This is a genomic window from Streptomyces sp. NPDC001351, from assembly GCF_042896045.1.
GTDB lineage: Bacteria > Actinomycetota > Actinomycetes > Streptomycetales > Streptomycetaceae > Streptomyces.
Map to the genome: position 1 here is coordinate 36,504 of NZ_JBIAWS010000026.1, position 22,704 is coordinate 59,207.

Below are 22,704 nucleotides of genomic sequence, written 5' to 3' on the forward strand. Positions count from 1 at the left end.
TCGCCTCTCGGTCAGGAGAGAACTGGTTGCTGGGCGGTAGCCCCCGGAGCCGCTCTCCGATAGCGTACCGACTAGACGGTATGAATGGGTGTGTCCCACTCGCCGTCGCGTGCTCGATGAACAGACACACTTCATCCGACACAGGACGGCGCCTCCTCATGATGCAGAACACGGACCACGCGAGCCTGGCCCTCGCACGCCAGACCTGGAGAACTCTTGAGCCCTACCACGGGGCCGTCTACTTCTCGCCCGAATCCACAGCCCAGTACGCCGAGTTGGGCGTGGACGCCAGGACGGGGTACTTCGCGTCCCGTTCCGCCGCACTCGGCGCCGCTCCGGCGGATCTGGTCATCGCGACGTTCTACAACTTCAATCCCCAACTGGTGCGCCGAGCCATACCCGCGGCATGGGAGGCCGCGCCGCCGCAGCGGTTTGCCGCCGCCCGGCTCGCCGGGATCGACGCCACGCTCCGCCGCATCCTCGGCGCGGACATCTCCTCACCGGCGCTGGCCCGCGCAGCGGAACTGGCCCGTACCGCTGCTGAAGTGGCCGTGCGCCATCCACAAGGCCGCCCCCTCTTCGCCGCGCACGCCGCACTGCCGTGGCCGAGCGCACCCCACCTCGTGCTCTGGCACGCGCAGACTCTGCTGCGGGAGTTCCGTGGCGACGGCCACGTGGCGGCACTACTGGCTGCCGGACTGAGCGGGCTCGAGGCTCTCGTCACGCACGCCGCCACAGGCGACATCGGCGCAGAGGTGCTGCGCGACTCGCGGGCATGGACGCCGGAGCAGTGGGGGCACGCCGTACAGAACCTGCGTGAGCGCGGATGGCTCGACGATGGACCCCGCCTGGCCTTGACCGAGGACGGTACGCGGCGCAGGGCGGAGATCGAGCACACCACCGACAGACTCGCGGCTCTCCCTTACACCACGCTCGGCCCTTCCGCCTGCGCCGAACTTTGTTCACAGGTGAGGCCGTTCAGCCTCGCGGTGGCCAAGGAGCTCCTGCCCTGGGCAGTCGACCGCCTCAGCGAAGAGAGCGCATGAGACAAGAGAGCGAGGCCGGGAATCTCGGCAGCGGCCCATCTCGACGATCCTCGAAGCAGCCGAGGTGCTCGCGGCGCTGCCCCGGCGCACGTCGCCTGGCCTGTGCAGTTGAGGTGCCTCGACCGGCACAGGCTTCTCACCTGACGGGAGTCGCATGCGGTGCGCTCAGGCGTGGGCGGACAGATCGGCGCTGCGGGGCAGGCACTGTGGACTCTTCATCGTGGACCGGCAGTCAACGTCCGTGATCTGATGCGCAGTTGGGCTACCCGCGCTGCCCAACGCATGATGCCCCCTCACGGGCAGGCGACGGCTGAACAGATGTTGCCCTGCCGGCCCGGGTCGACACCGCGCGGGTTCTCGCGCACAGGCGCACGGCCGCGCGCCTGCGGTAGCCGATCAGGGAAACGCCGCCGGCCTCTGATCGTCTCGCGCCCGGCCGACGAATGGATCCGTATCGCCGTCGTCGACCGGACTCCCACCCGCCTGCCGGTGGTACGCGAGGCCGGCGGCCGTGACCAGTGCGGCCAAGGCGCCAGGGGGCGGTGCGACACAGGAAGTAGGCGACTCCGCGGACGAGTTCGCCGGTCTTGTTGCCCTTCTTTCTGGGCACGGGCGAGCGACGGATCAGCAGATGCCGTTCGAAGTCATCGGCGGTGAGGGCTAGTGCTGTGACCGGCAACGTTCACCGGTTTGCCATGGATGAACGGAAAGCCAGGCAGGGCGGAACCGATGTCTGGACTACTGCGCTGAGGGAGCGCGCCGTGCGGTGAGCACGGGCTGGTAGTACCCGCTGGAGGCCGGACTGTGCCAGGTGACGTTGGTGAAGCCGGCTTCAGCCACGAACTCTGTCAGCTGCGGGGTCGTCAGCGCCCAGTAGGTGCTCCGGCGGACTCGGACATGCCAGGTGTTCTCCGCGGAGGTGAGCTGGAAGTGCTCCAGGTCGTAGCGCTCGCCGTCTTCATGCCAGTGCCACAGCTGGAAGGTGATCACTTGGCCATCGCGTGTTTCCGAGACCTGGGGAGGCGTCGCCGTGGGTCTGGTCTGGCGCGTCTCGTCATAGGCCCGGACAGTGATCACCAACAGTCCGTCATCTCGGAGCACCCGTCTCATGCCGAGGAGTGCCGCCCGGAGATCTTGCCCGGAGAGCAGGTGCGGGAGCGAGTTGTCCGCGCAGAGCACGACGTCGAATGACGTCTCCTTGAACGGCAGTTGGCGCATGTCAGCCGCAGCGGCCGGAAGCCGGATGCCCCGGGCCGCCGCCTCGGCGCCGGCGCGCGCGGCGGCGACCGGGCTCAGGTCGCTGCCGATGACCTGGTGCCCGGCCAGGGCCAGCCCGATGGCCTGGGTGCCGATCCCACACGAGCAGTCCAGGACGCTGTGCGGTCCCGCGCCGAGAGTTTGGCGGACGAGCCCGCCCAATACCTCGGCCTGGTAGGCAATGCTCGCGTCCCAGTCCCGGAACATCAGGTGGTAGTCGTGGGCCAACTCGTCGTAGAAATCCCGCACGGAGAGCTCGAACATGTATCCCACAGTAGTGCGCGGCCGCCAGGGAGGACGGGTAGTTCAGGCAGCGGCTGCCTGACTTCGGCCGCCCCAGCGGATGCCCTTCTCGCTGCGGATACGGGCGCGTTCGCGGCGTTGGGCAGCCAGCACGTCGGGGTGTCGGGTGTTCACGTTCCGCCAGCGGAGGTAGGCGTGGAGGGCTCGGGTCTGCGCGGTGTGGTTGCGGTAGTTGGAGTTGGCGATGGTGAACTGCCGCAATGGTCCGAAGTGGGCCTCGATCGGGTTGGCCCAGGACGCGTACGTCGGGGTGAAGCAAAGCTCGACCCGGTTCTTCTTCGCCCAGCTCCGGATGGTCTCGCCCTTGTGAGCGGAGAGGTTGTCCAGGATTACGTAGACCGGGGCACCGTCCGGGCGGGCCGCGCGGATCGACTTCAGGGCGGCCAGGGTGTTCGCGGCGCCCTTCTTCCTGCGGTTGACGCCCCACAGGGTGTCGTCGCCGACGGAGTAGCAGCCGTGGAAGTACCGGACGCCGTGGGTGCGGTGGTAGGTCGCGGGATGGCGCTCGGGGTGGCCGGCGCGGGCCCAGCCGGCTCCGGCGGTGGGACGGATGCCGAGCGGGCCGAACTCGTCGAACGCAAACACCCGGTCCGGGAAGTGCTCCAGCACGTGCTCGATCCGGTCCAGCTTGGCGTCGCGCTCGGGGTCGGGAGATTCCTTCCAGGTCTTGGTGCGCTGGAAGGTGACGCCGCGGCGGGCGAGCAGGCACCGTAACGCCTCGCGGCCGATCCGGATCACACGGCCGTGTACGCGGCGTAGGTAGGCGGCGAGTTTGCGGAGGGACCAGCGGGTGAAGGGCTGTCCGAGCTTGATGGGGCGGGTGGTGGCCGTCTGGATGACGAAGTCCTCGTCGTCAGGCTTGAGCAGGCGGGGTCGGCCTCCCGCCCACCGAGGGTTCAAGCAGGCCAGACCGATCTCGTTGAACCGGTGGATCACGTCCCGGACCGTGTCCTCGTCGGCCTGCACCAACTTCGCGATCACCGGCACCCGGTTCCCGCCGGCCGAGGCCAGTATCATCATCGCCCGCCGGTAGCGCACCGTGCTGGTGCTGCCCCGGCGCACGATCTGCTGCAGGTTCTGCTCCTCCTGGTCAGTCAGTCTGCGCACACGGACAGGCTCAGCCACCACACCCCCCAGCAGTCGGATCGGACGTCACCACTCATCCAACGGCCACGACCACCAACCCGGCGAACCTACGTGGTCAGAGCACTAGTTGGACGACGGTCCAGTCGTACTCGCGTGGCCCCTTGGCGCCATCACCGCACGAGTGGTGCCCAAATGCTTCCTCGGGCACCACGGCGTACAGCTCGCGGGCCTGACGGGTGCGGCTGTCCGGCAGCGGCAGCACCTCAACCTTGAGCTTGGTGAGCAAGTAGCGCACCCGGCGCTCCTCAAGCCAGGCGCGTAGCGTGCGGCACTGTCCGTACGCCTCGTCGGCAAGGAAGTAAGTGAACGGCACTCCGGCGCCCAGCGCCCGCTCCATCACGCACCGGGCCAGTTCCCGTTTCGTCTCTTGAGGTCGCCGGTCTCGTCCGTGATCAGTACCGCGTCGTCGGCCGCCAGGGCAGCAACTGCACAATGCAGGACCTGATCTGACGCCAGCGGCTCACCGAGGAAGACAAGGCCCCCCGTCTGATCACGGACCCGCTCAGGCCGCAGGTGCCTTGGGACCCCCACCTCTAGCGGCTGCGTGCGTGCCGGAGAGCGGATCTGATCGTCAGTCGGTCCGCGACACGGCCTCGACCACACTGATCTGATGGATCTTGCGCCGACGCGGGCTGCAGTGGACATCGACGACGTCCCCTACCCGGAACCGGTCCTTGAGCTCCGGGTTCGCTTCGCGTGAGAACATCGGTCGGCTCCACTGGTCGACCTCGAAGGACCAGGCTTTCCGCGTCGCCGGGTCCTCGATGGAGCAGCAGTAGTGCGTGACATCCGTGTACGGGTCGTCGTGGTGAGTGTCGTAGTCCCAGCGCGAGACGACGGCACCGCGAAAGCTCGACTCGTCGGGAACCGCCAGGACCCGACGGCGAGCCGGCAGCCACAGGCCCCACAGCAGTACGCCGGCGAGCAACGGAGCGGTGTCCCATTCCCAGGCCAACGCCGGGCGGTGCGCGGTCAGGGTCACCGCGACCAGGGTGCCAAAGGCGGCGCACACGGTCATGGCCAGCAGCACGAGCTGCCGCAGGTGTCCCCAGCGCGGGGGATCCAGCGGCCCGGCGTCCACGACGTGCCATGATCTGCCGTACGAGGACCAGATCCGCCGCGGTTCGCGTACGGGAAGCGCCGATTCGGGACCAGCTGCTCCCACTTGGCGTTTGGGCAGCCGATGCTCTCCAGCGCGGTCGTGGGTCCGCCACTCGCGCGCGGCCTGCCGTCCGGCGGCCGTCAACCTGGGCCCGGATTGGAGCGGGACGTCTGACAGCGGGACCAGCCCCAACAGGCTGAGCAAGAGGACCGCTTTGAGAATGACCCGCACCGACTCGGGACTGAACGAAATGCCGGCCCACAGGGGGCCGAACCAGGCCGCGAGGGCCGCACCCCGATACAGCAGCGTCACGTACTTGTTCCGGGCCTGCCGTATGAGGCCAAGAGCGGTCGCCTCGTTGCGGACACTGTTCTGAAAGCCGCGCCACCATACCCAGAACTCGTCGCCGTCGCCCGGCCCGAGGGCGCCGATCGGCACGCGGTCGACGCCGCCGCGGCAGCGCCGGCGGATCCGTTCGACCACCAGTTCCTCGACGGGCCGCAGCGGTGCCGAGTCGGCGGTCTGCGGGACGATCCGTACGGTCACCGTACCGTCGGCTTTCTCTTCACCCTGCAGTCGGCCCGTGCGGACCATTTCCAGGGCGGTGGTCTCGATGCCCTTGGGAGTTGGCTCCCCGTCTCCCATAAGGAGGTTCACCACACCCGCGGTCAGCATTCGATATTTCATACGCCCCCCAGAAATGTGACCGAGACGACTGTAGATGCTCTTGGGGATCACCGCATCGGGGAATTCACGCAGCCGAGGCATCGTCGAAGCTGATGTCCGAGCTGAGAGCCACGAGGTGTTCACCGCTGCCCTGTTGAAATAGCGGGCTCAGTGGGTGCGTGGATCTCTGCGGCGATTCAGCTGCGCGGGCGCGCTGTCGCCCTTCTGCGCACCAACGGGACCAGCGTCTCGGCCAGGCCACTGGTGAGACTCCGTCAGGTCGGGCCCCGTTACTGTTGGGCCGCCTGCGCAGGTGCGCAGTTGAGGGGCTTCGCCAAGGGGGGTACCAGGCATGTCAGAGGGGTTGGCCCAGTGGGGGCCAGAGCTTTTCATGACGCGGGAACGGGAGCTGCGTCGCGGCCTGGCACCCGAGAACGACGTGGGAAGGGACATAGCGCAAGGGGGGTTCGAGCCCTGCCTGCTGACCCTTCTGCGGCTGTCGGTGGGCAGGCACTCGAGCACGGGTCTCACCGGTGGGTGGTTCCCGAGGGCGCTTGCCCGCACCGGCCACCTCGTCCGCGCGGCTGAGCTGGTGTACACGATCAGTGACGAGCTCGAGCAGGGTACGGAACTACTGGAGCTGGTGCAGGCCGCGGCGGGCGCGGGAGACCTGGGCGGCGCTCAGGCGCTGGCCGAGTCGATTCCCCTACGGCAGGTGCGGGACCGGGCACTGGTCGCCCTCGTGCCGGCGTGGGCCCGTGCCGGTGAGCGTGACCGGGCCGTCGCTCTGGCGGAGAGGATCCGCTACCCGCACAACTGGGGGTGGGCCTGGGCCCTGTTGGCGAAGGCGGTGGCGGACAGCGGCGACATCGATGAGGCGCTCAGGTTCGCCGCTCGCGCCGACGACGTGGTGAGTTCTTACGCCGTCGGCGGGACGGAACAGGTCCTCGCCCTCCTCGTGGAGGTGGCCATCGCCAGCGGCGACCATGAACGGGCCGCCGCACTTGCCGACCGCGTGGAGGACATCACCCGCTCCCGCGACTCGACAAGGTGGTTCGAGCCACGGCCCCTGGCGGTGGTGTTGGCCCGCGAGGCGCTGGCGGGAGACCTTGACCGGCTCGATGCTCTCCTGCGCACCCCGCCCGGACCGGCCGTCGGCGCCGGGGGCACCCTATGCGGGTGGGCGCTCGGCGAAGCCGCCGAACAGGACATGGTGGTCCCGGAAGGAGACCCGGACGAGGCCGCCGTTCGCCCGTTCCCTCCCGGATCCCCGCTCGACGCCTGGGACATGGCCTGTGTGCTGGACGCGGTCGTTCACAGCGCCGACCAGGACGTGGTCCTGGCCCTGGCCGACCGCGCAGAGACACTGCTCGAGACCGGCGGCGGCCGTGATCACGACATTCTGCTGAGATCCGTGACACTCCTGCTGGCCAGGCATGGGCAGGTCGAGCGGGCCATGGCCCTCGCCGGCCGTCTCGACCCCGATCTGTCCGTGGCGCGGCAGGCGGACGTCGTCGGGGAACTGGCCCGGTCCGGTGACACGCGCGGTGCCGAAGCTCTCGCCTACACGATCAACGACCGCAGGGCACAGGACAGGGCGCTGATCGAAGTGGTCCGGGAGCTGGCCCGGCGCGGCGATCCGGGCTGGGCCGAGGCTCTCGTCCACTCGATCAACGACCGCTGGGCGCAGGGCGAGGCACTGGTCGCGGTCGTCCGGGAGACGGCCCGGCACGGCGATCACCCCCGGGCCGAGGCTCTCACCCGCTCGATCGCCCACCGCGCGACACGAGCCCGCGCCCTGGCCGCACTCGTGGAGTTGTCCGAGCCGTCCCACGCCCGCAGGCTCGCCGCGCAGGCCGTGATGGTTGCGGGCGACTGGCAGCCTGTTCTGCCGGTCCTGGAGCGGATCCTGCCCCGTTCCGTGGCAGTGGTCGCCGATCGGATGATGAGCTGATCCGGGGCAGCCTCCTGATTGTCAGTGCTGCCTGCGACACTCGTTCCATGATTCCCAAGCTGCCCTTGCACAGCCCTCGTTGGCTTGACCTCGACGGTGTGAAGGTCGAAGAGGTGAAAGCACTCCTGGAGCAGTTGTCCTCCGCGGCTGCCACCGGGAGCAGCGATGGATGGAGGCAGACTTGGACGTACCTGGCCGGCGGCCTGATGGACGACGGGACCGTCTTCGACGGGGCCTATGCGGCTCTGCCGCATCTCGTCGAGGCGGCAGCGGCCCTGCCTCCGGGACAGACCGCGGACTTCTGGGTGGACTTGGGATGCATCGTGACCGCGGAGGACAGGCCCCCCGTCCCGGCCGATCTCGAGACGGGGTTCGCCGCCGCACTGCGTCTGGCCGAGCGGGCGGCCACCCGAAGCCTCCTTGCCGCCGATACCGCCCCGCGGGTCTGCGCCCACCTCGTGCTCGCCTGCGTGGCCTTCGCCGGCCACCACATGGGCCAAGCGCTGTGGCGGTTCCCCGATCCCCGGGAAGGTGACCTCCTGCTGATATGTCCCGAGTGCGGGAGCGATACCGAGATCCCCGACTTCTTCGCGGACCCGGCACGTGCGCCCGCCGAGGCTCCGGCGCGCCCTGATCCCGCCCATGTCAGGCAGGGAGGACATCCCTGGGGCGAGGTCGCTGCCGCATTGCGGGAGGAGGCGGTGGGGGAGGAGTGGGAGCCCTTCCTGCGGGTGGCACGCGACGTCGCGGTGGCAGGGGTACCCCCCGAAACACCGGGACAGGCCGTCCTGTGTCTGGTTGTCGGCATGGTCGCGGCCGCGGGCACTACGCAACAGGACGCAAGGGAGTTGGCCCGCCAACTGAGGGCGCTCACCGGAGACTTCCGCTGCTGGGACTGCGAGCAGACCTGGACGATCGCCGACGGCCTGGCGGAGAACCCGGACGGTGCGAGCCCCCGGCTCCGTCTGACGGAGGCGTGGGCGGACTCCGACGAGTCGGGCGCCATGGGGGAGTCGACGGCGCCCGGACGAACAGGTGAAGCGGCGACTCGGTTCCGGCAGGACGGCAACGCGGTGCTCGCGGCCGACGGCACCCTCTGGGGCCGTATGTCGGTGTTCTCCGATGTACCGGTGTTCTCTGATTCGACGCCCGGCTCATCCGGGGGTGTCGACGCGCTGGCGGTGGTGTCCCGCCCGGGTCGGCCAGCGCTCGTGGCCGGCGCCGGGGACAGGGGCGTGGTGTGCCTGTGGGACGCGGCCGACGCCCGGCTCGTCCATGCCCCGCTGCCAGGACATCGTGACCGAATCCGCTCGATGACGGCCCTGCCCCTGCCCGACGGCCGCGTCCTTCTGGCGAGCGGAGGCGACACCGGGACGATCGCCCTGTGGAACCCCGTCACCGGGCAGCCGGTCCGTGAACCGGCCGGGCACTGGCCTGGCGGGGTGACCGGAATGTGTACCGCGATCGTCCCCGACGGCCGCCCCCTGCTCGTCACCGCCACCCCCCGAGGCGCGGTCCGGCTGTGGGATCCGGACACCGGTGAGTGCGTCGGGCGCCTCAACCCCTATGGCAGTCCGATCCAGTCGATCGCCGCCGTCCCGATCTCCGCCGGCCACACACTGATCGCGGCCGCGGATACCGGGGGCCGCCTTCATGTGTGGGACCCGGCCGTCGAGGACCCCTGGGAACGCGGCGCGGCCGTGCAGTTGAGCGCCCGTGCCCTCGCTGATGCCGACCACCGGGTGGCAGCCGTGGCGGCTGTGCCCACACCCGACCGAACCATGTTGGCCACCGGAGACAACCAGGGCGTGGTCATGCTGTGGGACCTTGCCACCGGTGTCCCGGTCGGCGACGGTCTGCCCGCCTCGACAGGCACCGGGGGCCTGCCGGTCATCACCGCCTCCACCCTGCACGGCGGCCGCACGGTCCTGGTCACCGGCACCCGTCACGGTCACCGGCTGCGGGTATGGGAACCGGAGACCGGCGCGGTGGAGCACATCGCCCTGGATGTGGTGCTCACCTGTCTGGCCACCGCGGGTCCGGACCTGATCGTCGGGCACGACCGCGGGGTTCTCAGCCTCCCGCTCACCAGACAATGAACGCGTTCAGCCGAAACCCGTCTCACCCCGTCGCGCGGAGCCTCGGGACGGATGCCGAGAACCCGCCCGACATGCGCGAGGACGGCGCGGTCGGCGGCGGTGAACGTGGGGTTGCCGACCTGACGCTGCAGGACCAGCAACTGGCGGCGCAGCGCCAGGATCCCGCTGTCCTTGTCGCGGTCGCTCATCGGCAGAAGGCGCAGGCGTGCGAGGGTGTTGGTGGCGGCGAGATAGGTCAAGCGCAGCAGCACGAAAGAATCATGATGGTGTACGCGCCTGTGCACGTGAAGAGACTGGGTGGGCTGGGGCACGGCCAGAGATCGGCGGTCAAGGCCGCGACCTGGGCGGATGATTTCTCGGCACCCGCAGTGCTGCGCCAGGTGCGGCTGCTGGTGCGCCCCGATACGGTGCTGCGGTGGCACCGCGACCTGCTCGCGCGTCACCAGCGCCACCTCCTGCACACCCCGCGCGAGTTCGAGGACTTCTACAACTCCCACAGGCCGCATCAGGGCATCACCAACACCCGCCCGCTGCAACCGCTCCCCAAACCGATCACCGACCCGGACGCCATCGCCCACCTCGACATACGACGACGCGATCGCCTCGGCGGAATCCTCCACGCGTACGAACATGTCGCGTGACCTGCGCGGACGAGTTTTCCGGCAAGAGCAATGTCACCGAGTTGCGGCCCTGGCCGGATGGGTGTTTCAGAGTGTCGGCAGGCCGAGCGCGATCATGGTGGACGACAGTCCGTGCCAGGTGCGTACGTCCCAGTGGGTGAGTTGCTGCCAGCGCTGAAGGCGGTACTTCACAGTGTTCGGATGCAGGTGCAGGACGCGAGCTGTTGCGGTGAGCGAGAAGCCGTTCTCGGCGAACCTGAGCATGGTCTCTGCCACGCCGGGGTGTTGTTGCGCGGCCTCTCGGCTCGGCTCGAGCAGCACCGCGAAGCGTTGCGCCGTGGGTGCCAAGGTGGCGAGCAGCCAGTGGTCTGCGAAGGATTTCACCTGTCCCGGATCCGTCAGGGGCAGCGCCGCTCTCGCGTCCGCCATGCTCATCGCCGCGCCGGGGAGCCCGGTCCGCGGCAGGCCGATGCCGAAGCTCGCGTCAGGGTTCTGCCGCTGGGCCGATTCGACCACGGCCTGCGGCGAGATGTCCTGGACCAGGGCGATCATGAGGTTGCCGCGGGTCGCGCAGCGCAGCGTGCCCGGCCACCGGCGGTGCCGCAGATCCATCATGCGCTCGTCGGTCCAGGCCTCGGCCGGTGAGCACAGCGCCTGGAACCCGCCGGCCGGGTCGAAGGTGAGGGCGGCAGCCAGTTGCTCGAGGTCGACGCCGGCGGGCGCGGCGGTGGCAAGTCCGTCGAGGAACTGGTGGGTCAACCTCAGGAGCGTGGCATCGGCAGCGCGGACGGCAACGCCGTACGCCTCGGCGGCCGCGCTGCTGGAAGCCTGTACCCACGTCCAGACCATCCCGACGATCGAAAGGAGTTGCGCGCCGGCCCGGGTGCCGTGCGACTGAGCACGCGCGAGCAGCACGTTCCACATCTCGCGGTAGCCGACGTGGTAGGCCTCGATGAGGGCGTGCAGCGGCAGGCCGGAGGCGGCGCGTTCGGCTCCGAGCGCATGTGCGGCCGCGACCTCTTCGCGGGTGGGCGAGCGGCGTGCGGCCACGCCGGTCAGCAGTCCCTGGTAGTGGCGGGTGACGTCGCGTTCCTGCTGCTCGCGGTCCACGATTCTGTAGCTCGGGATCTCGAGCCGTATGCGGTCGACGATCCTCGGGATCACCGTGGGCAGTTCTGCGGCGAGTGATGCGCAGAGTTCGACGACGGGCTGCCACGCCGCGGCGGTGTCGCCCTGCGCCCCGGCCCCTTCGGCCACGGGCTCCACCATGGCCCCTCCCGATATGTGGATTTCGTAGTGCTCTCTTTCGCGATTGCATGGCAGCGGCGCTGCGACCACGCTTCGACGATAGGAGATCAAGAACGTGCACGCTGCACTTTTGTGGACTTCGCAAAAACGGTGCGGGGAAGTTCTCGGATTCGGTTCTGGTCCCGCGGACTGCCCGTCAGCAGGCTGGACAGCGGACGCCGCAGGGGCCTGGCCTGGCCCCCGGCGAGAGGTCCTGAAGATCCGGGTGCACGGGAGGACGCGTGGAGACTCCGATGGAGTTCAGTCATGAATCGGTCGTCGTGCGACGCGGGCGGCGGAGCCGGCTGCCGATCGTCGTCGCAGTGCACTCCACTGCTCTCGGCCGTGCGGTCGGCGGCTGCCGGATGTGGGCGTACGACAGCTGGGAGGACGGCCTGCGCGACGCGCTGCGCCTGTCGGAGGGCATGACCCGTAAGTGTGCTGCCGCCGGACTGCCGAACGGCGGCGGCAAGACGGTCGTGGTCCTTCCCACCGGGCGGAGCCTCACCGCGGACGAGCGCCGCGCGGCGCTGCACGATGTCGGCGACATCGTGGTGGAGTTCGGCGGCGCGTACGTGACCGGTCCCGACGCGGGGACCGGACCGGCCGACATGGCGGTCATCGGCGAACGCACCGAGCACGTGTTCTGCCGGCCGCAGGCCGCCGGCGGAAGTGGTGACCCCTCGCCGTTCACGGCCCTGGGCGTCGTCGCCGCGCTGCGCTCGACCTGCCTGGCACTGTTCGGCTCGCCGGACTTGGAGGGCAGGAGATTCGCGGTGATCGGTCTCGGACACGTCGGGGAGCAGATAGCCCGGCAGTTGGCGGCCGCGGGAGCCGAGCTGATCCTGAGCGACGTCGACCCGGCGAAGCGCTCCCTCGGCGCAGAACTGGGCGTGGTGTTCGCCGAACCCGACGCAGCGGCCACCGCCGAGGTGGACGTGCTCGTCCCCGCCGCGCTCGGCGGCCTGCTGACCCGGGATCTGGTGGCGCGGCTGCGCTGCGGCGCGGTGGCGGGCGCGGCCAACAACCAACTGGCCGATCCTGGCGTGGCGGAGCTGTTGCGGGAGCGCGAGATCCTCTGGGCCCCCGACTACATCGCCAACGCCGGCGGTGTCGTCAACGCGGTCTCGCGCGAAGTCCTGGGCGACGAACCGGAGGAGGCGGTCAAGCGCATCGAGTCGATCGCCGACACACTGACCGGCCTGTTCGAAACGGCCGCGCACACGAAGATCACGACCGCGCAGGCCGCCGACGACCTCGCGCGCCGGCGCCTTGCCGCACCGGTTCCCACCGCGCCGAAAACGGCATGAACCCCCGGGTATACGTGCTGGCCCTGGCCACTTTCACCGTCGGCACCGAGGGGTATGTCATCGCAGGCGTGCTGCCGGAGGTCGCGCGCTCCATGGGAGAAGCCGAGCCCGACCAACAGGCTGACCCCGGCCCGCGTCCGCCGCGAATTTCTGCACCTACGCCCGCAGGCCGCCTGCCCCGCCAGAGCACCAAAACCTCCCACCCCGGCCCAGGACGGCCACCTGGCCGCAAGAACACCCGGCCCACCCGGCGCTACGACGTGCACACAGTTCCCAAACCAGGCACCGAGAAACAGCGAGCCAAGAAGTCAACAACCCCATGACCCCGCCGCACGGGTCAAAGATCAAGCTAAACGGACACCGGGAACCGTACCCACCTCGTCATCCTCGCTCGCGAGGCGGAACTTGTCGGGTGTACCCCCCGGCTGACCCATCGCCGCGCCGCCTCGCCGCGCCGGACGCCGCCGGAAGCAGCGGCAACCTCCGGCCGCTACGGGATCGCGCGCGCGGCCTCGGTGAGGGTGGTCGCGGTTCGTACGGCGCTCGCGACCGCGGCCTGCGGGTCGAGCCCGCACAGGTCGGTGAGTGTGAAGAGCGCCTCCGCGCTGACGACCACGGCGAGGTCTCGCTTGAGCTGGGCGAACGCCTCCGGATCTGTCGCCCCCAGCGTGCCCTCGAGGGGGGCGAGCGCGTGGTCGATCAGGCCGAAGCGGATTCCGGGGCGCGCGGACACCGACGCGGGCCGGGTGATGGTGGCCGAGATCATCGCGCGCACCGATCCCTGGCGGGCGAGTATGCCGCGAAGCAGGAACTCGCAGGCGAAGGCGACGCGTTCGACGGGGTCGGTGGAGTCCGCGACCGGGGCGAGCGCCTCTGCGGGGGGCGGCCAGGCACCGGCCAGGGCCTCGCTGATCAGTGAGGGCAGGTCGGGGAAGTATCGGTATGCGGTGGCCTCGGAGACGAGGGCCGCGCGGGCGACCTCGGGCATGGTCACCTCGCCTCCCGTGCCGATGAGCTCACGGGCGGCCTCCACGATCGCCGCACGGGTGCGCTTCTTCTGGTTGGCGCGGCCGGTGCCGGCCTGCGTCGTCGCCATTGGTACGCCCTCACTCCTGCTTGTGCATTCCGGACGCATCTTACCACTGTCGACCCTCGTTATGAGAGTGGACTTGCATGATGAGGGTTGACCCCCTAATCTCAACCCCGAGAGTTCGTGAGAGCGAGCTCTCATAAAGATGAAAGAGGACGGAGACGGCCATGAGTGACATGAACGGCACGAGTGAGGAGACCGGTGTGAACGACGTCTCCCTGGTCGGCCCCGACGGCGGCGAGACGATCCGCCTCGGCGCGACGCAGATGCGCATCCTCGAGGACGGCAGCACCACCGGCCACCGCATCGGCATCGGCGAGATCACCGTCGCCCCCCATACCCAGGGCCCACCGCAGCACCGCCACGCCCAGCACGACGAGGGCTTCTACGTCGTCTCCGGCACCGTGCACTTCACCGTCGGCGACACGACCCACGCCGCCCCGGCCGGCAGCCTTGCGATGATCCCGCCCGGCGCCCCGCACACCTTCGCCAACCTCGGCGACGAACCGGCGGTGATGCTCAACACCTTCACGCCCGACCTGTACGTGCAGTACTTCCGCGACCTGCGGGACATGATCGCCGGCGGCCAGGAGATGACCCCGGAGTCGACGATCGAGGTGATGAGCCGGTACGCCACGGTCCCCGCCACCGACTTCGCGTAACGACGGCCCGACCTTCCCTTCCTTCCCCCTCAGCCCAGCCCAGCCCACTCAAGGAGAACCACCGTGATCAGCACCACCTACCCCGTCACCCTCGATCAGGGCGACCTCGACATCACCGTCGACCTCCACGGCGAGCAGGGACACCCCTTCCTGCTCCTGCACGGCGGTGGCGGACCCCAGACCGTCGCCCCCTTCGCCCAGCTCCTGGCCGAGCAGCGGCCGGCGAGGATCTTCGCCCCCGTTCACCCCGGCTTCGGCGGCACCGCCCGCCCCGACTGGCTGACCGACGTCACCACTCTGGCAAAGGCCTACATACGGCTGCTCGACGTACTCGGTCTGGAGGACGTCGCCGTCGTCGGCAACTCCATCGGCGGCTGGATCGCCGCCGAGATCGCCGCGCTCGGCAGCGACCGGATCACCAGCGTCACCCTCATCAACGCGGTCGGAATCGACGTCCCCGGCCACCCCGTTGCCGACACCTTCCCGCTGACACCCGTCGAGTTGTCCCGGCTCTCCTTCCACGACCCCTCGAAGTTCCGCTTCGACCCGAGCGCGCTCTCCGACGAGCAGCGCGCGGTCATGGCCGGCAACCGCGCCGCCCTGCAGATCTACTCAGGCCCCGACGACATGGCCGACCCCACCCTGCGCGAGCGCCTGGCCAAGGCGAGCGTGCCCACCCTCGTCGCCTGGGGCGAGAGCGATCAGATCGTCGACGCCGACTACGGACGCGCCTACGCGGCGGCCATCCCGGACGCTCGGTTCGAACTGCTGCCGGGCACCGGCCACATGCCCCAGGTCGAGACCCCCGGACAACTCCTGCCCGTGGTCTGGGACTTCGCTGACGCCCACGCCACCAACCGACCCACCCACTGAGCCGGGAGCGCCTGGTGTCCGAGGCCCTGGAAGCACCCGAAACGTCGGAAGCACCTGAACGGGGGCAAGCATCCGAAGTACGCGAACCGGCTGACGTGCACCCTACACCGGCCGAACCCGCCCTCCGGCGGCGGCAGTCAATCGTCCTGGCCGTGTGCTGCCTGAGCGTGCTGCTGGTCAGCCTCGACACCACCGTCCTCAACGTCGCCCTGCCCGCCGTGCAGCGGGACTTCGACTCCTCGGTCTCCGGCCTGCAGTGGACACTCGACGCCTACACCATCGTGCTGGCCGCACTGCTGACGCTCGCCGGCTCCACCGCCGACCGCGTCGGGCGGCGGCGGATCTTCCGGCTGGGGCTCGTCCTGTTCACCACCGGGTCGGCGCTGTGCAGCCTGGCGCCGACACTCGGGTGGCTGATCGTCTTCCGGGTGGCGCAGGCACTGGGCGGCTGCATGCTCACCCCGGTCGCCATGGCCATCCTCACCAACACCTTCACCCAGCCGCGTCAGCGGGCGCGAGCGATCGGCATCTGGGGCGGGGTCGTCGGCATCAGCATGGCGGCCGGGCCGATCCTCGGCGGCGCGCTGGTGCAGTCGGCAGGCTGGCGGTCGGTGTTCTGGCTGAACGTGCCGATCGGCCTGGCCGCACTGCTCCTCGCCACGCTGTACGTCCCCGAGTCCCGGGCGCCCCGCGCCCGCCGCGCCGACCCGGTGGGCCAGCTCCTGGTCATCACCTTGCTCGGCACCCTGACGTACGCCGTCATCGAGGCGCCCGACCAAGGCTGGACCTCAACCCCGGTCGTGGTGTGCCTGATCACGGCGGCGGGCGCGCTGGCCGGCTTCGTCCCGTACGAGAACCGTCGCACCGAACCTCTCATCGACCCCCGCCTCTTCCGCAGCGCCTCCTTCAGCGGCGCCACCGCCACCGCGGTCTTCGCCTTCGCCGCACTCGGCGGCTTCCTGTTCGCCAACACGCTCTACCTGCAACGAGTATTGGGGCTGAACGCCCTGGACACCGGCCTGCACCTGCTGCCGATGGCGGTGCTGTCCCTGGTGTGCCCGCCACTGTCCGGACGGATCGTGGGCAGCCGCGGCCCGCGCATCCCCCTGCTGCTCGCGGGGGCGGGCATCGCCGCCAGCGGAGTGCTGGCGGTGCTTGTCACCCGCTCCACCCACCCCTCCTACACACTGCTCTCCCTGACGTACGCGCTGTTCGGCTTCGGCTTCGGCTTCGTCAACGCACCGATCACCGACACGGCGGTCGCGGGCCTGCCGCGCGCCCAGGCCGGGGTCGCCGCCGCGGTCGCCGCGACCAGCCGCCAGGTCGGCTCCTCGCTCGGTATCGCGGTGATCGGCGCCGCGATCGCCGCCGGGGCAGGCCCGGCAGCCTGGTGGATCATCGCCGCCTGCGGCCTGGCCATCCTGGTCCTGACCACCGTGACCACGCCCCGCCGACCCTCGCAGACGGCACGGCGACCGAGCGCTCATGACGCCGGTCACGCTGAGCGAAGCCGACTTCAAAACGCTACTTCGAAGACCATGCCTGCGGACATCCCGCGGTTCGCCCGCGAGTCCGACCGCTCGCCGAGGCAGCGAACACGCCTGCCGCGACCGGGCAACACCGCGAAACGACTCCCGCTCCCGCCGACCAAGCCCCGCTCGCGCCTGTACAGGCCGCGTCCACCGACTTGATCTCTCCCATGGCGGAAGGCAACCGCATCATGTCCCGAACCTCCTCGACGCTCGTCCTCGTCCCCGGCGCCTGGCAGGGCGGCTGGGTGTGGCAGCCGGTGGCCCGGCGGCTGCGTGCTGCCGGACACGAAGTCGTGACGCTGACCATGCCCGGCCCGGCCGCCAAGACTCCCGGGCCGACCTGCAGCTTTCCGACGCCGTCGACCACGTCGTACGGGAGATCGAGCGACGTGATCTGGACAACGTGGTCCTGGTGGGCCACAGCTGAGGTGGATACCCGGTTACCGGTGCCGCACACGAGGTGCACGATCGGCTGGCGCCACCTCATGGTCAACGCCGAGCGGAACACCGAACTCGGGGAGGACATCCGGACCCTGCGCCGCGAGGACGCTGACCGAACGTAATCCGCTCTGCGGCGAAACCAGGACCAGGCCAAGGCGATAGTCGCTAGAGGGCGTCTGAAAAGCCGGTCGGCGGGCTGATCTTGCGAGGCGCCGCACGAGGAGCATGGCCATGGTGAGGTAGATGGCGTTCTCCGAGCAGACGCGCAGGTACTCGTAGGCCTTCGATAGCCGGCGCACCGTCCCAGCCAGGCGAACGTCCGCTTTACCACCCAACGCCGCGGGACCACTGCGAAAAGGGGCACTGCCGGCAGCGTCCCCGCTGTCGTCCAGGTCGAGCGGAATCCTCCGTCACGGCTTTGCATGACCTCCACGGTGATGCCGGCGGCTTCCCGGGCCCAGGTATGGAAGTCGGCGCCGCGGTATCCCTGGTCCTCCCACATGTGCCGAAGGCGCGGGAAGGCATCGGCAGCCCGGGAGAACAGCACCACGGCGCCGTCGCGATCACCGACGCTCGCCGGGCTCACCCAGGTGACCAGGACAGTGCCGCGGGTATCGACGAGCAGATGGCGCGTGGTGCCGCTGACTTTCTTGCCGCCGTCGTACCGTGCAGGCCGCCGCGTTCACTGGCCCTGACACTCTGACTGTCCACGATGGCCGCGCCGGGAGTGGGATCACGGCCGATCTCCTCCGGCGGGACGTGTGCACTGCAGCTGACGATGCGCGACCCGCACATGTAAACCAGGTCTGGGCCGGATCAACGGGCACGGCCTGATGTGGCAGCTGAAGCACCTGCCCGCGCCGCAGGTGTCGGTCCTGGTCGCGGGCAGCAAGCATGGTGAGAAGGGCTACCCGCGCACCCTGGCGTTCATCAAGGCGGTCGAGGCGCCCATGCGGGTGGTGTCGATCCTGCCGGAGAGCGGCAGCCGCAACTTCCCGACCTTGGTGCGCGAGACGCCGGCCACCCTGAAGTGGATGAACCAGTAGCTGACCTTCCCCCAGGACGTCGTTCCCCGCCACCACAATCCGGGCCACACCGCTGTCCGCGCCTCCGGCCCCGAACCCTCCGAGACCCCCACCAAACGCAGGTGACGTAGGGCACCTACCCCTTCGGTACAGGGATGTCGGCGCTGCTCAGCGTCTGAGGTCGGTCCGTGAACACTCTCAGTCGCACGCGCAGATGGGCTCGGTGCGGGACGGAGTAGCGTCCAGCGGTCGGCACCAGAACGTAACGCGCCGACTCGTGCGGGCGCAGCACGGTGGGGCCGCTGCGGACGGTCCAGTACCCCGAGGCGTTCTCGCTGGTACTGGCCGCGAAGTTCGGGGTCAGCGGGGTGCCACCGGTGTTCGTCGCCTGTACGGTGAGCCGGCTGATCCCGCGGCTGTCCCCCCGTACATCACCCACTACCAGTCGGATCGGCGGGCCGCTCGCGGCGGCAACGGTCACGCACACCACGGCCGGAGCCAGCACCGCTGCGGCGACTGCCGTGCTGACGGCCCGCCGCCGGCCGAACGGCAACCGGGGCTGCCAGGCCGAGGCAACGGCGGACGCAGGGGCGGTCGCGGCGGCTGCTATCCAAAGCGGCGTCATCAGCAGGTAGTAGCCGTCCTGCGACCGCGTGGCCAGGTAGAACGCGCACCACGGCAGCACGGTCGCGGCCGGACCCAGCCGCCGCACGAAGAGCACGAACAGCACGAGCAGCCCGGCGGCCATCAGCATGCTGCCGTACGAGTAGAAGTCCAGCCGACTGCTGCCGTCGGAGAAGTAGTACGACAGGCCCATGATGCCCTGGCCGTGCAGCACCCCGTGCTGGGTGAACGGCAGAACCAGGCCGGAGAGCCAGGCCCGAGGGCCCTGCGCGATGAAGTACGCGTTCGCGGCCAGCGCCACGACCGCCGCGATCCCGGTGAAACGCGCGACCACGCCGAACGCGGCCCGTGCCGACAGTTCGCCGCGCCGCAGCGCGTACACACCGACCAGCAGGAACGGTGTGAGGAACCAGGGCAGTTGTTGGGTCGCACACGCGGCCCCGAGGAGCCCGGCGCGCACGATGTCCCAGCGGCCGAGCCGCCCACCAGCACCTGTCGCGGGCCAGCCGATCACCACCGGGATGAGCAGCACCAGCGCCGGGATGGCCGGATAGCCCATGGCCGCGTACCCCTTGAGCATGGGAAAGCCCAGACAGACCGCCGTCGCGGCCGACCGCCAAGGCGTCGGCAGCAGCCACCACAGCACCGCGGCGCCGACGATCAGCAGGAGAGTCGGGACGAGGGTGACCGCCTTGGCGCCGATCACCGCGTACACGGGGGCGATCAGCAAGAGCGCGAGCGGCGGGTAGGCGAACGAGTAGTCCGCGCCGCCCGACATCGTCTTCGTCACAGCGACCTGGTGCTGCTGAAACACCCACGGCCACTCGTGCCCGTACACCGCATGCCCGTGTACCAGTTCGTGCGTTGCCTGGGTCATCAGCACCGTCTCGTCGTTCATTGCACTGCTGACGGCGTACGAGCACAGTGCCAGCATGAAGCCCAGCAGCAGCGCTCCCGCGTCGACTTGCACGAGGGCACGCCGGCTGCGCACGGCGAGGGCGAGGATCGCGAGAATCAGGATCCCGGCGTAGCCGACGGTGATGACACCACCGACCGCCGGCCGCGTCGTGATCGCGGCATTCCAGTCGTCACGAGTACCGATGAACAGGCTGATGAGAGCCAGCAGCGTGATCGCTCGGTGCAATGGTGCAGGGGCAGCCGGTGACGGCACCCCCACACGGTGGGACGCAGTATCGGGGACAGAGACGGTGGCGTCGGCGGTCTTGCTCATGCAGGGAGTTCCTCGGGCGGGTGAGCCGTGATCAGATGAGGGAGCTCTTGTAGTAGAAACGCGCCATCTTATCGGGATCGGTGTACGAGTTTTCCGACGCGAACCCCATGACCAACCGGCATACGGCCGTGTTGCTGGTGTCCGGAATCGGAAGGGCACGACCCTCGGGCTTGTGCCACAGCGGATCGCCGCCCCCTGATACGGGGGCCGTCACCGGATATCCGGTCAGCTCCGGTGCCATGACCCGCAGCACATCGCCGAGCGCCTCAGCTGAACACCCAGCCGGCCATCTCATCTCTGGTGTCCCGCCACGCCACGACCGTAGAGCTTCCTTCCGTTTCCTCCGAGTCGAAGATCGGTCGCTCACCGGGGACGATTCGCTCGATGCTCTCGCCGACGTCGAGGGCCGCCTCCCAACAGGCCACCGGGTCATCACTGGCAAGCAGGCGGACCGCGGCATCCTCACGACAGTCAAACTGCTCGCCGTTGTACTCGTACGGCGCTTCCGTTCAGGAGGCCTGCACCCGGTGAACGCCAGGGGGATGCGCTCCTTCAGACTCCGGCCGGCACGGGTGGGCAACTCCGGGTCGCAGTCATCCGGCCAGGGCGAGGCGACGACGAGCCGGCCGCTCGGCACCCGGATCGGGCTGCCCCCTGTCACCTCGACGACGTACATGGGTCTCGCCGGATCTTCGGCGTGCGTGCCCATCTGCGCACCGACGTCCCGGCACCTTCGGTCCCGCTCTCGGTACACGAATGGTTGGCGGGACCATGTAGGAGAGCGCGTTTTGGGGCGCGCGATCCAGCCGCTTCCACGCTGGCCCCCGGTCGACCTCAGCCCACTGCCTTCCTCACGAGGGCGCTGATGAACTGTTCGTCGGCCGCGGTCAGCTCTTTCAGGGCGTAGGCGGTCGGCCACATCGCGCCCTCGTCGAGTGCCGCCTGGTCGCTGAAGCCAAGCGTGGCGTACCGTGACGTGAATTTCTCCGCGCTCTGGAAGTGGCAGACGACCTTGCCGCCCCTGGCATACGCGGGCATCCCGTACCAGAGCTTGGGCGCGAGGTCGGGAGCGGCGGTCCTGACGATCTCGTGGATGCGCTCGGCGAGAACCCGGTCCGCTTCCGGCATCTCGGCAGTCTTCGCGAGCACGTCCTGCTCCGCTGCCGCCTCCTTCTCCGCCCGCGACGAACCACGCCGCGCCGCCGTCTTCTTCTGCTCGCGTGCGTGCTCCTTCATCGCGGCCCGCTCCTCGGCGGTGAATCCGGCGTACCTCTCTGCGCTCGCGCCGGAGTTCTTGGCGGGCGACTTCGTGGATGGCACAGCAGGTTTCCTCTCGTGCAAGGTGAGACACGGCGGTGCGGAAGTACTGGATCGGAAGTCAGGAGGGTGTGGGAGCGGGCGGCGCGGCGGCCTCCCAGGCGAAGCCGTCCGGGTCGGTGAAAGCGCCGGCGGTGGTGCCCAGGACGATGCGGTGCGAGCCGGTGCCGTCGGCGGAGACGCCGAGGTCCTTGGCCAGCGCGTGGCGCTTGTACAGGGCCAGCTTGATGGGGCTGGACTGACCGGGGGCGAACTCGGCGTACTTGCCGCCGAAGCTCTTGGCCACGGTCAGGCCCCGGTCTACGTAGAACTGCTTGGTGGCCTTCACGTCCTCGACACCGAGCAGCAGGACGACCTCGTCGATCTCGCGAGTGGCGGGTTTGGTGTCCTTCTTCGCCGAGGTCGCGATCTTCCAGATCGTCCCGTCCGGGGCCTGGACGACGCCGCCGTAACCCCACAGCGACTTCGTGGCGGGCTTCAGCACCGCGGCACCGGCGTCCACAGCGGCGGCGACGAAGCCGTCGACAGTGGCCGGCCCGGACACCGTGAGCGCCAGGGTGAAGCCGCGAAAGCCGGTCGAGCGCGCCTCGGACGCCCGCAGGCCTATGTACGTGTCCACGCCGAAGGCGCCGTAGAAGCTGCGGGCGGCCTCGGGTTCGGCCACCTCAAGGGTGACGGACGCGAGGATCGTGGGGGCTGCGGTGGAAGTGGTGGTTGCCATGTCCATCACGCTAGGGGCTGGGCGGTGGCCGGGGCTTCTCGATTCCTGACCGGTCTCGCCACTTGCCGGCCACGCACGCGGGCATCCCCTCCGAGCGGATCATCGCGCGGTCGACCGATCCGATGACGAGAACGAACCCCGGGTCAGTCGAAGAACTCCGGCCCACCTACCCCTACGAGGCGGCTGCTTCCCGGTAGCCGATGGGGGCGGCCAGCTCGTCGTATCGGCACCAGTCCGTCTCCGCGAGCTCCCGCACCCGCTTGAGAACTCCGTCCACCCACTGCTCTGCGGTGATGCCGCTGGCCTGGGTGGCTTGTGCTTCGGGTTCTGCGTCGACCGCCTGGCCTCCGACATATCCGAAGACGCCCTCCAACCGGTCGCGGAGAGCGTCAACGGCA

At 69.6% G+C, this 22,704-nt stretch carries 21 protein-coding genes and 2 pseudogenes; 11 read left to right on the plus strand and 12 right to left on the minus strand.

The genetic code is table 11. The annotated features are described in order from the left end of the window. The first annotated feature begins 158 nt into the window (after positions 1–158). The gene (locus tag ACFY1U_RS49135; protein ID WP_390700613.1) at positions 159–1,046 is read left to right on the plus strand and encodes a hypothetical protein; all 888 of its coding nucleotides are present in this window, start codon (positions 159–161) and stop codon (positions 1,044–1,046) included. A gap of 738 nt (positions 1,047–1,784) precedes the next feature. Here the strand turns inward: ACFY1U_RS49135 and ACFY1U_RS49140 are convergent. The 4 genes from ACFY1U_RS49140 to ACFY1U_RS49155 all read right to left on the minus strand — a co-directional run bounded on the left by ACFY1U_RS49140 (position 1,785) and on the right by ACFY1U_RS49155 (position 5,529). Next, positions 1,785–2,567: a methyltransferase domain-containing protein gene (locus ACFY1U_RS49140; RefSeq protein ID WP_390700614.1), complete on the minus strand. Its 783-nt coding sequence runs from the start codon at positions 2,565–2,567 to the stop codon at positions 1,785–1,787. 42 nt (positions 2,568–2,609) lie between these two features. Continuing rightward, positions 2,610–3,731 carry an IS630 family transposase gene (locus ACFY1U_RS49145; RefSeq protein ID WP_390700615.1) on the minus strand — a complete coding sequence of 374 codons (1,122 nt, stop codon included), beginning with the start codon at positions 3,729–3,731 and terminating at the stop codon, positions 2,610–2,612. A 76-nt stretch (positions 3,732–3,807) separates the two neighbouring features. After that, positions 3,808–4,185 carry a transposase gene (locus ACFY1U_RS49150; protein ID WP_390700616.1) on the minus strand — a complete coding sequence of 126 codons (378 nt, stop codon included), beginning with the start codon at positions 4,183–4,185 and terminating at the stop codon, positions 3,808–3,810. A gap of 138 nt (positions 4,186–4,323) precedes the next feature. Further along, on the minus strand, positions 4,324–5,529 hold the full coding sequence (locus tag ACFY1U_RS49155) for a hypothetical protein (RefSeq protein WP_390700617.1): 1,206 nt from the start codon (positions 5,527–5,529) through the stop codon (positions 4,324–4,326). 382 nt (positions 5,530–5,911) lie between these two features. On the opposite strand from ACFY1U_RS49155, the gene ACFY1U_RS49160 reads away from it, so the two are divergent. Genes ACFY1U_RS49160 through ACFY1U_RS49170 form a run of 3 tightly spaced genes read left to right on the plus strand, consistent with a single transcriptional unit; the run spans position 5,912 to position 10,214 of the window. Continuing rightward, positions 5,912–7,474, plus strand: a complete 1,563-nt coding sequence (locus ACFY1U_RS49160; RefSeq protein ID WP_390700618.1) for a hypothetical protein — start codon at positions 5,912–5,914, stop codon at positions 7,472–7,474. Positions 7,475–7,521: 47 nt separating this feature from the next. Next, the gene (locus tag ACFY1U_RS49165; RefSeq protein WP_390700619.1) at positions 7,522–9,573 is read left to right on the plus strand and encodes a WD40 repeat domain-containing protein; all 2,052 of its coding nucleotides are present in this window, start codon (positions 7,522–7,524) and stop codon (positions 9,571–9,573) included. Continuing rightward, the gene (locus ACFY1U_RS49170) at positions 9,570–10,214 is read left to right on the plus strand and encodes a hypothetical protein (RefSeq protein WP_390700620.1); all 645 of its coding nucleotides are present in this window, start codon (positions 9,570–9,572) and stop codon (positions 10,212–10,214) included. The genes ACFY1U_RS49165 and ACFY1U_RS49170 overlap by 4 nt, the downstream gene beginning before the upstream one ends. Positions 10,215–10,280: 66 nt before the next feature. Here the strand turns inward: ACFY1U_RS49170 and ACFY1U_RS49175 are convergent, their stop codons facing one another. Then, a complete protein-coding gene (locus ACFY1U_RS49175) occupies positions 10,281–11,462 on the minus strand; it encodes a PucR family transcriptional regulator (RefSeq protein ID WP_390700621.1) in 1,182 nt (393 codons plus the stop codon). A gap of 260 nt (positions 11,463–11,722) precedes the next feature. Between ACFY1U_RS49175 and ACFY1U_RS49180 the strand changes: the two genes are divergently transcribed. After that, positions 11,723–12,790, plus strand: coding sequence for a Glu/Leu/Phe/Val dehydrogenase dimerization domain-containing protein (locus ACFY1U_RS49180; RefSeq protein WP_390700622.1), 1,068 nt, complete (start codon positions 11,723–11,725; stop codon positions 12,788–12,790). 84 nt (positions 12,791–12,874) lie between these two features. Continuing rightward, positions 12,875–13,113 (plus strand): annotated as a pseudogene (locus ACFY1U_RS49185) (transposase); the annotation flags it as partial. 167 nt (positions 13,114–13,280) lie between these two features. Here the strand turns inward: ACFY1U_RS49185 and ACFY1U_RS49190 are convergent. Further along, positions 13,281–13,886, minus strand: a complete 606-nt coding sequence (locus ACFY1U_RS49190; protein WP_390700623.1) for a TetR/AcrR family transcriptional regulator — start codon at positions 13,884–13,886, stop codon at positions 13,281–13,283. A 161-nt stretch (positions 13,887–14,047) separates the two neighbouring features. On the opposite strand from ACFY1U_RS49190, the gene ACFY1U_RS49195 reads away from it, so the two are divergent. The 4 genes from ACFY1U_RS49195 to ACFY1U_RS49210 all read left to right on the plus strand — a co-directional run bounded on the left by ACFY1U_RS49195 (position 14,048) and on the right by ACFY1U_RS49210 (position 17,510). Next, positions 14,048–14,542, plus strand: a complete 495-nt coding sequence (locus tag ACFY1U_RS49195; RefSeq protein WP_390700624.1) for a cupin domain-containing protein — start codon at positions 14,048–14,050, stop codon at positions 14,540–14,542. 63 nt (positions 14,543–14,605) lie between these two features. Continuing rightward, complete coding sequence (locus ACFY1U_RS49200) at positions 14,606–15,415, plus strand: alpha/beta fold hydrolase (RefSeq protein WP_390700625.1); 810 nt, start codon at positions 14,606–14,608, stop codon at positions 15,413–15,415. A 95-nt stretch (positions 15,416–15,510) separates the two neighbouring features. After that, positions 15,511–17,106: an MFS transporter gene (locus ACFY1U_RS49205; RefSeq protein WP_390700626.1), complete on the plus strand. Its 1,596-nt coding sequence runs from the start codon at positions 15,511–15,513 to the stop codon at positions 17,104–17,106. Positions 17,107–17,135: 29 nt separating this feature from the next. Next, a complete protein-coding gene (locus tag ACFY1U_RS49210) occupies positions 17,136–17,510 on the plus strand; it encodes an alpha/beta fold hydrolase (RefSeq protein WP_390700627.1) in 375 nt (124 codons plus the stop codon). Between the two features lie 173 nt (positions 17,511–17,683). On the opposite strand, the pseudogene ACFY1U_RS49215 reads toward ACFY1U_RS49210, so the two are convergent. Continuing rightward, positions 17,684–18,043 (minus strand): annotated as a pseudogene (locus tag ACFY1U_RS49215) (transposase); the annotation flags it as partial. Between the two features lie 178 nt (positions 18,044–18,221). Between ACFY1U_RS49215 and ACFY1U_RS49220 the strand changes: the two are divergent. After that, positions 18,222–18,434 (plus strand): hypothetical protein, encoded by a 213-nt coding sequence (locus ACFY1U_RS49220; RefSeq protein WP_390700628.1) that lies wholly within the window; start codon positions 18,222–18,224, stop codon positions 18,432–18,434. A 115-nt stretch (positions 18,435–18,549) separates the two neighbouring features. Here the strand turns inward: ACFY1U_RS49220 and ACFY1U_RS49225 are convergent, their stop codons facing one another. The 5 genes from ACFY1U_RS49225 to ACFY1U_RS49245 all read right to left on the minus strand — a co-directional run bounded on the left by ACFY1U_RS49225 (position 18,550) and on the right by ACFY1U_RS49245 (position 22,679). Beyond that, positions 18,550–20,268, minus strand: coding sequence for a hypothetical protein (locus ACFY1U_RS49225; protein ID WP_390700629.1), 1,719 nt, complete (start codon positions 20,266–20,268; stop codon positions 18,550–18,552). Positions 20,269–20,299: 31 nt separating this feature from the next. Next, positions 20,300–20,509, minus strand: a complete 210-nt coding sequence (locus ACFY1U_RS49230) for a hypothetical protein (RefSeq protein WP_390700630.1) — start codon at positions 20,507–20,509, stop codon at positions 20,300–20,302. Positions 20,510–21,102: 593 nt separating this feature from the next. Then, positions 21,103–21,588 carry an iron chaperone gene (locus ACFY1U_RS49235; RefSeq protein WP_390700631.1) on the minus strand — a complete coding sequence of 162 codons (486 nt, stop codon included), beginning with the start codon at positions 21,586–21,588 and terminating at the stop codon, positions 21,103–21,105. Positions 21,589–21,646: 58 nt separating this feature from the next. Continuing rightward, on the minus strand, positions 21,647–22,312 hold the full coding sequence (locus tag ACFY1U_RS49240; protein ID WP_390700632.1) for a glyoxalase: 666 nt from the start codon (positions 22,310–22,312) through the stop codon (positions 21,647–21,649). A gap of 166 nt (positions 22,313–22,478) precedes the next feature. Beyond that, entirely contained in the window at positions 22,479–22,679 is a 201-nt protein-coding gene (locus ACFY1U_RS49245; RefSeq protein WP_390700633.1) for a hypothetical protein, read from the minus strand. Positions 22,680–22,704: the final 25 nt, after the last annotated feature.

What these genes read in the sequence shown, in the direction of transcription:
- ACFY1U_RS49135 (WP_390700613.1), top strand. Translation starts at nt 159, where the DNA reads ATGATGCAGAACACGGACCACGCGAGCCTGGCCCTCGCACGCCAGACC.
- ACFY1U_RS49140 (WP_390700614.1), bottom strand. Translation starts at nt 2,567, where the DNA reads ATGTTCGAGCTCTCCGTGCGGGATTTCTACGACGAGTTGGCCCACGAC.
- ACFY1U_RS49155 (WP_390700617.1), bottom strand. Translation starts at nt 5,529, where the DNA reads ATGCTGACCGCGGGTGTGGTGAACCTCCTTATGGGAGACGGGGAGCCA.
- ACFY1U_RS49160 (WP_390700618.1), top strand. Translation starts at nt 5,912, where the DNA reads ATGACGCGGGAACGGGAGCTGCGTCGCGGCCTGGCACCCGAGAACGAC.
- ACFY1U_RS49165 (WP_390700619.1), top strand. Translation starts at nt 7,522, where the DNA reads ATGATTCCCAAGCTGCCCTTGCACAGCCCTCGTTGGCTTGACCTCGAC.
- ACFY1U_RS49170 (WP_390700620.1), top strand. Translation starts at nt 9,570, where the DNA reads ATGAACGCGTTCAGCCGAAACCCGTCTCACCCCGTCGCGCGGAGCCTC.
- ACFY1U_RS49175 (WP_390700621.1), bottom strand. Translation starts at nt 11,462, where the DNA reads ATGGTGGAGCCCGTGGCCGAAGGGGCCGGGGCGCAGGGCGACACCGCC.
- ACFY1U_RS49190 (WP_390700623.1), bottom strand. Translation starts at nt 13,886, where the DNA reads ATGGCGACGACGCAGGCCGGCACCGGCCGCGCCAACCAGAAGAAGCGC.
- ACFY1U_RS49195 (WP_390700624.1), top strand. Translation starts at nt 14,048, where the DNA reads ATGAGTGACATGAACGGCACGAGTGAGGAGACCGGTGTGAACGACGTC.
- ACFY1U_RS49210 (WP_390700627.1), top strand. Translation starts at nt 17,136, where the DNA reads ATGTCCCGAACCTCCTCGACGCTCGTCCTCGTCCCCGGCGCCTGGCAG.
- ACFY1U_RS49220 (WP_390700628.1), top strand. Translation starts at nt 18,222, where the DNA reads ATGTGGCAGCTGAAGCACCTGCCCGCGCCGCAGGTGTCGGTCCTGGTC.
- ACFY1U_RS49225 (WP_390700629.1), bottom strand. Translation starts at nt 20,268, where the DNA reads ATGAGCAAGACCGCCGACGCCACCGTCTCTGTCCCCGATACTGCGTCC.
- ACFY1U_RS49230 (WP_390700630.1), bottom strand. Translation starts at nt 20,509, where the DNA reads ATGGCACCGGAGCTGACCGGATATCCGGTGACGGCCCCCGTATCAGGG.
- ACFY1U_RS49240 (WP_390700632.1), bottom strand. Translation starts at nt 22,312, where the DNA reads ATGGACATGGCAACCACCACTTCCACCGCAGCCCCCACGATCCTCGCG.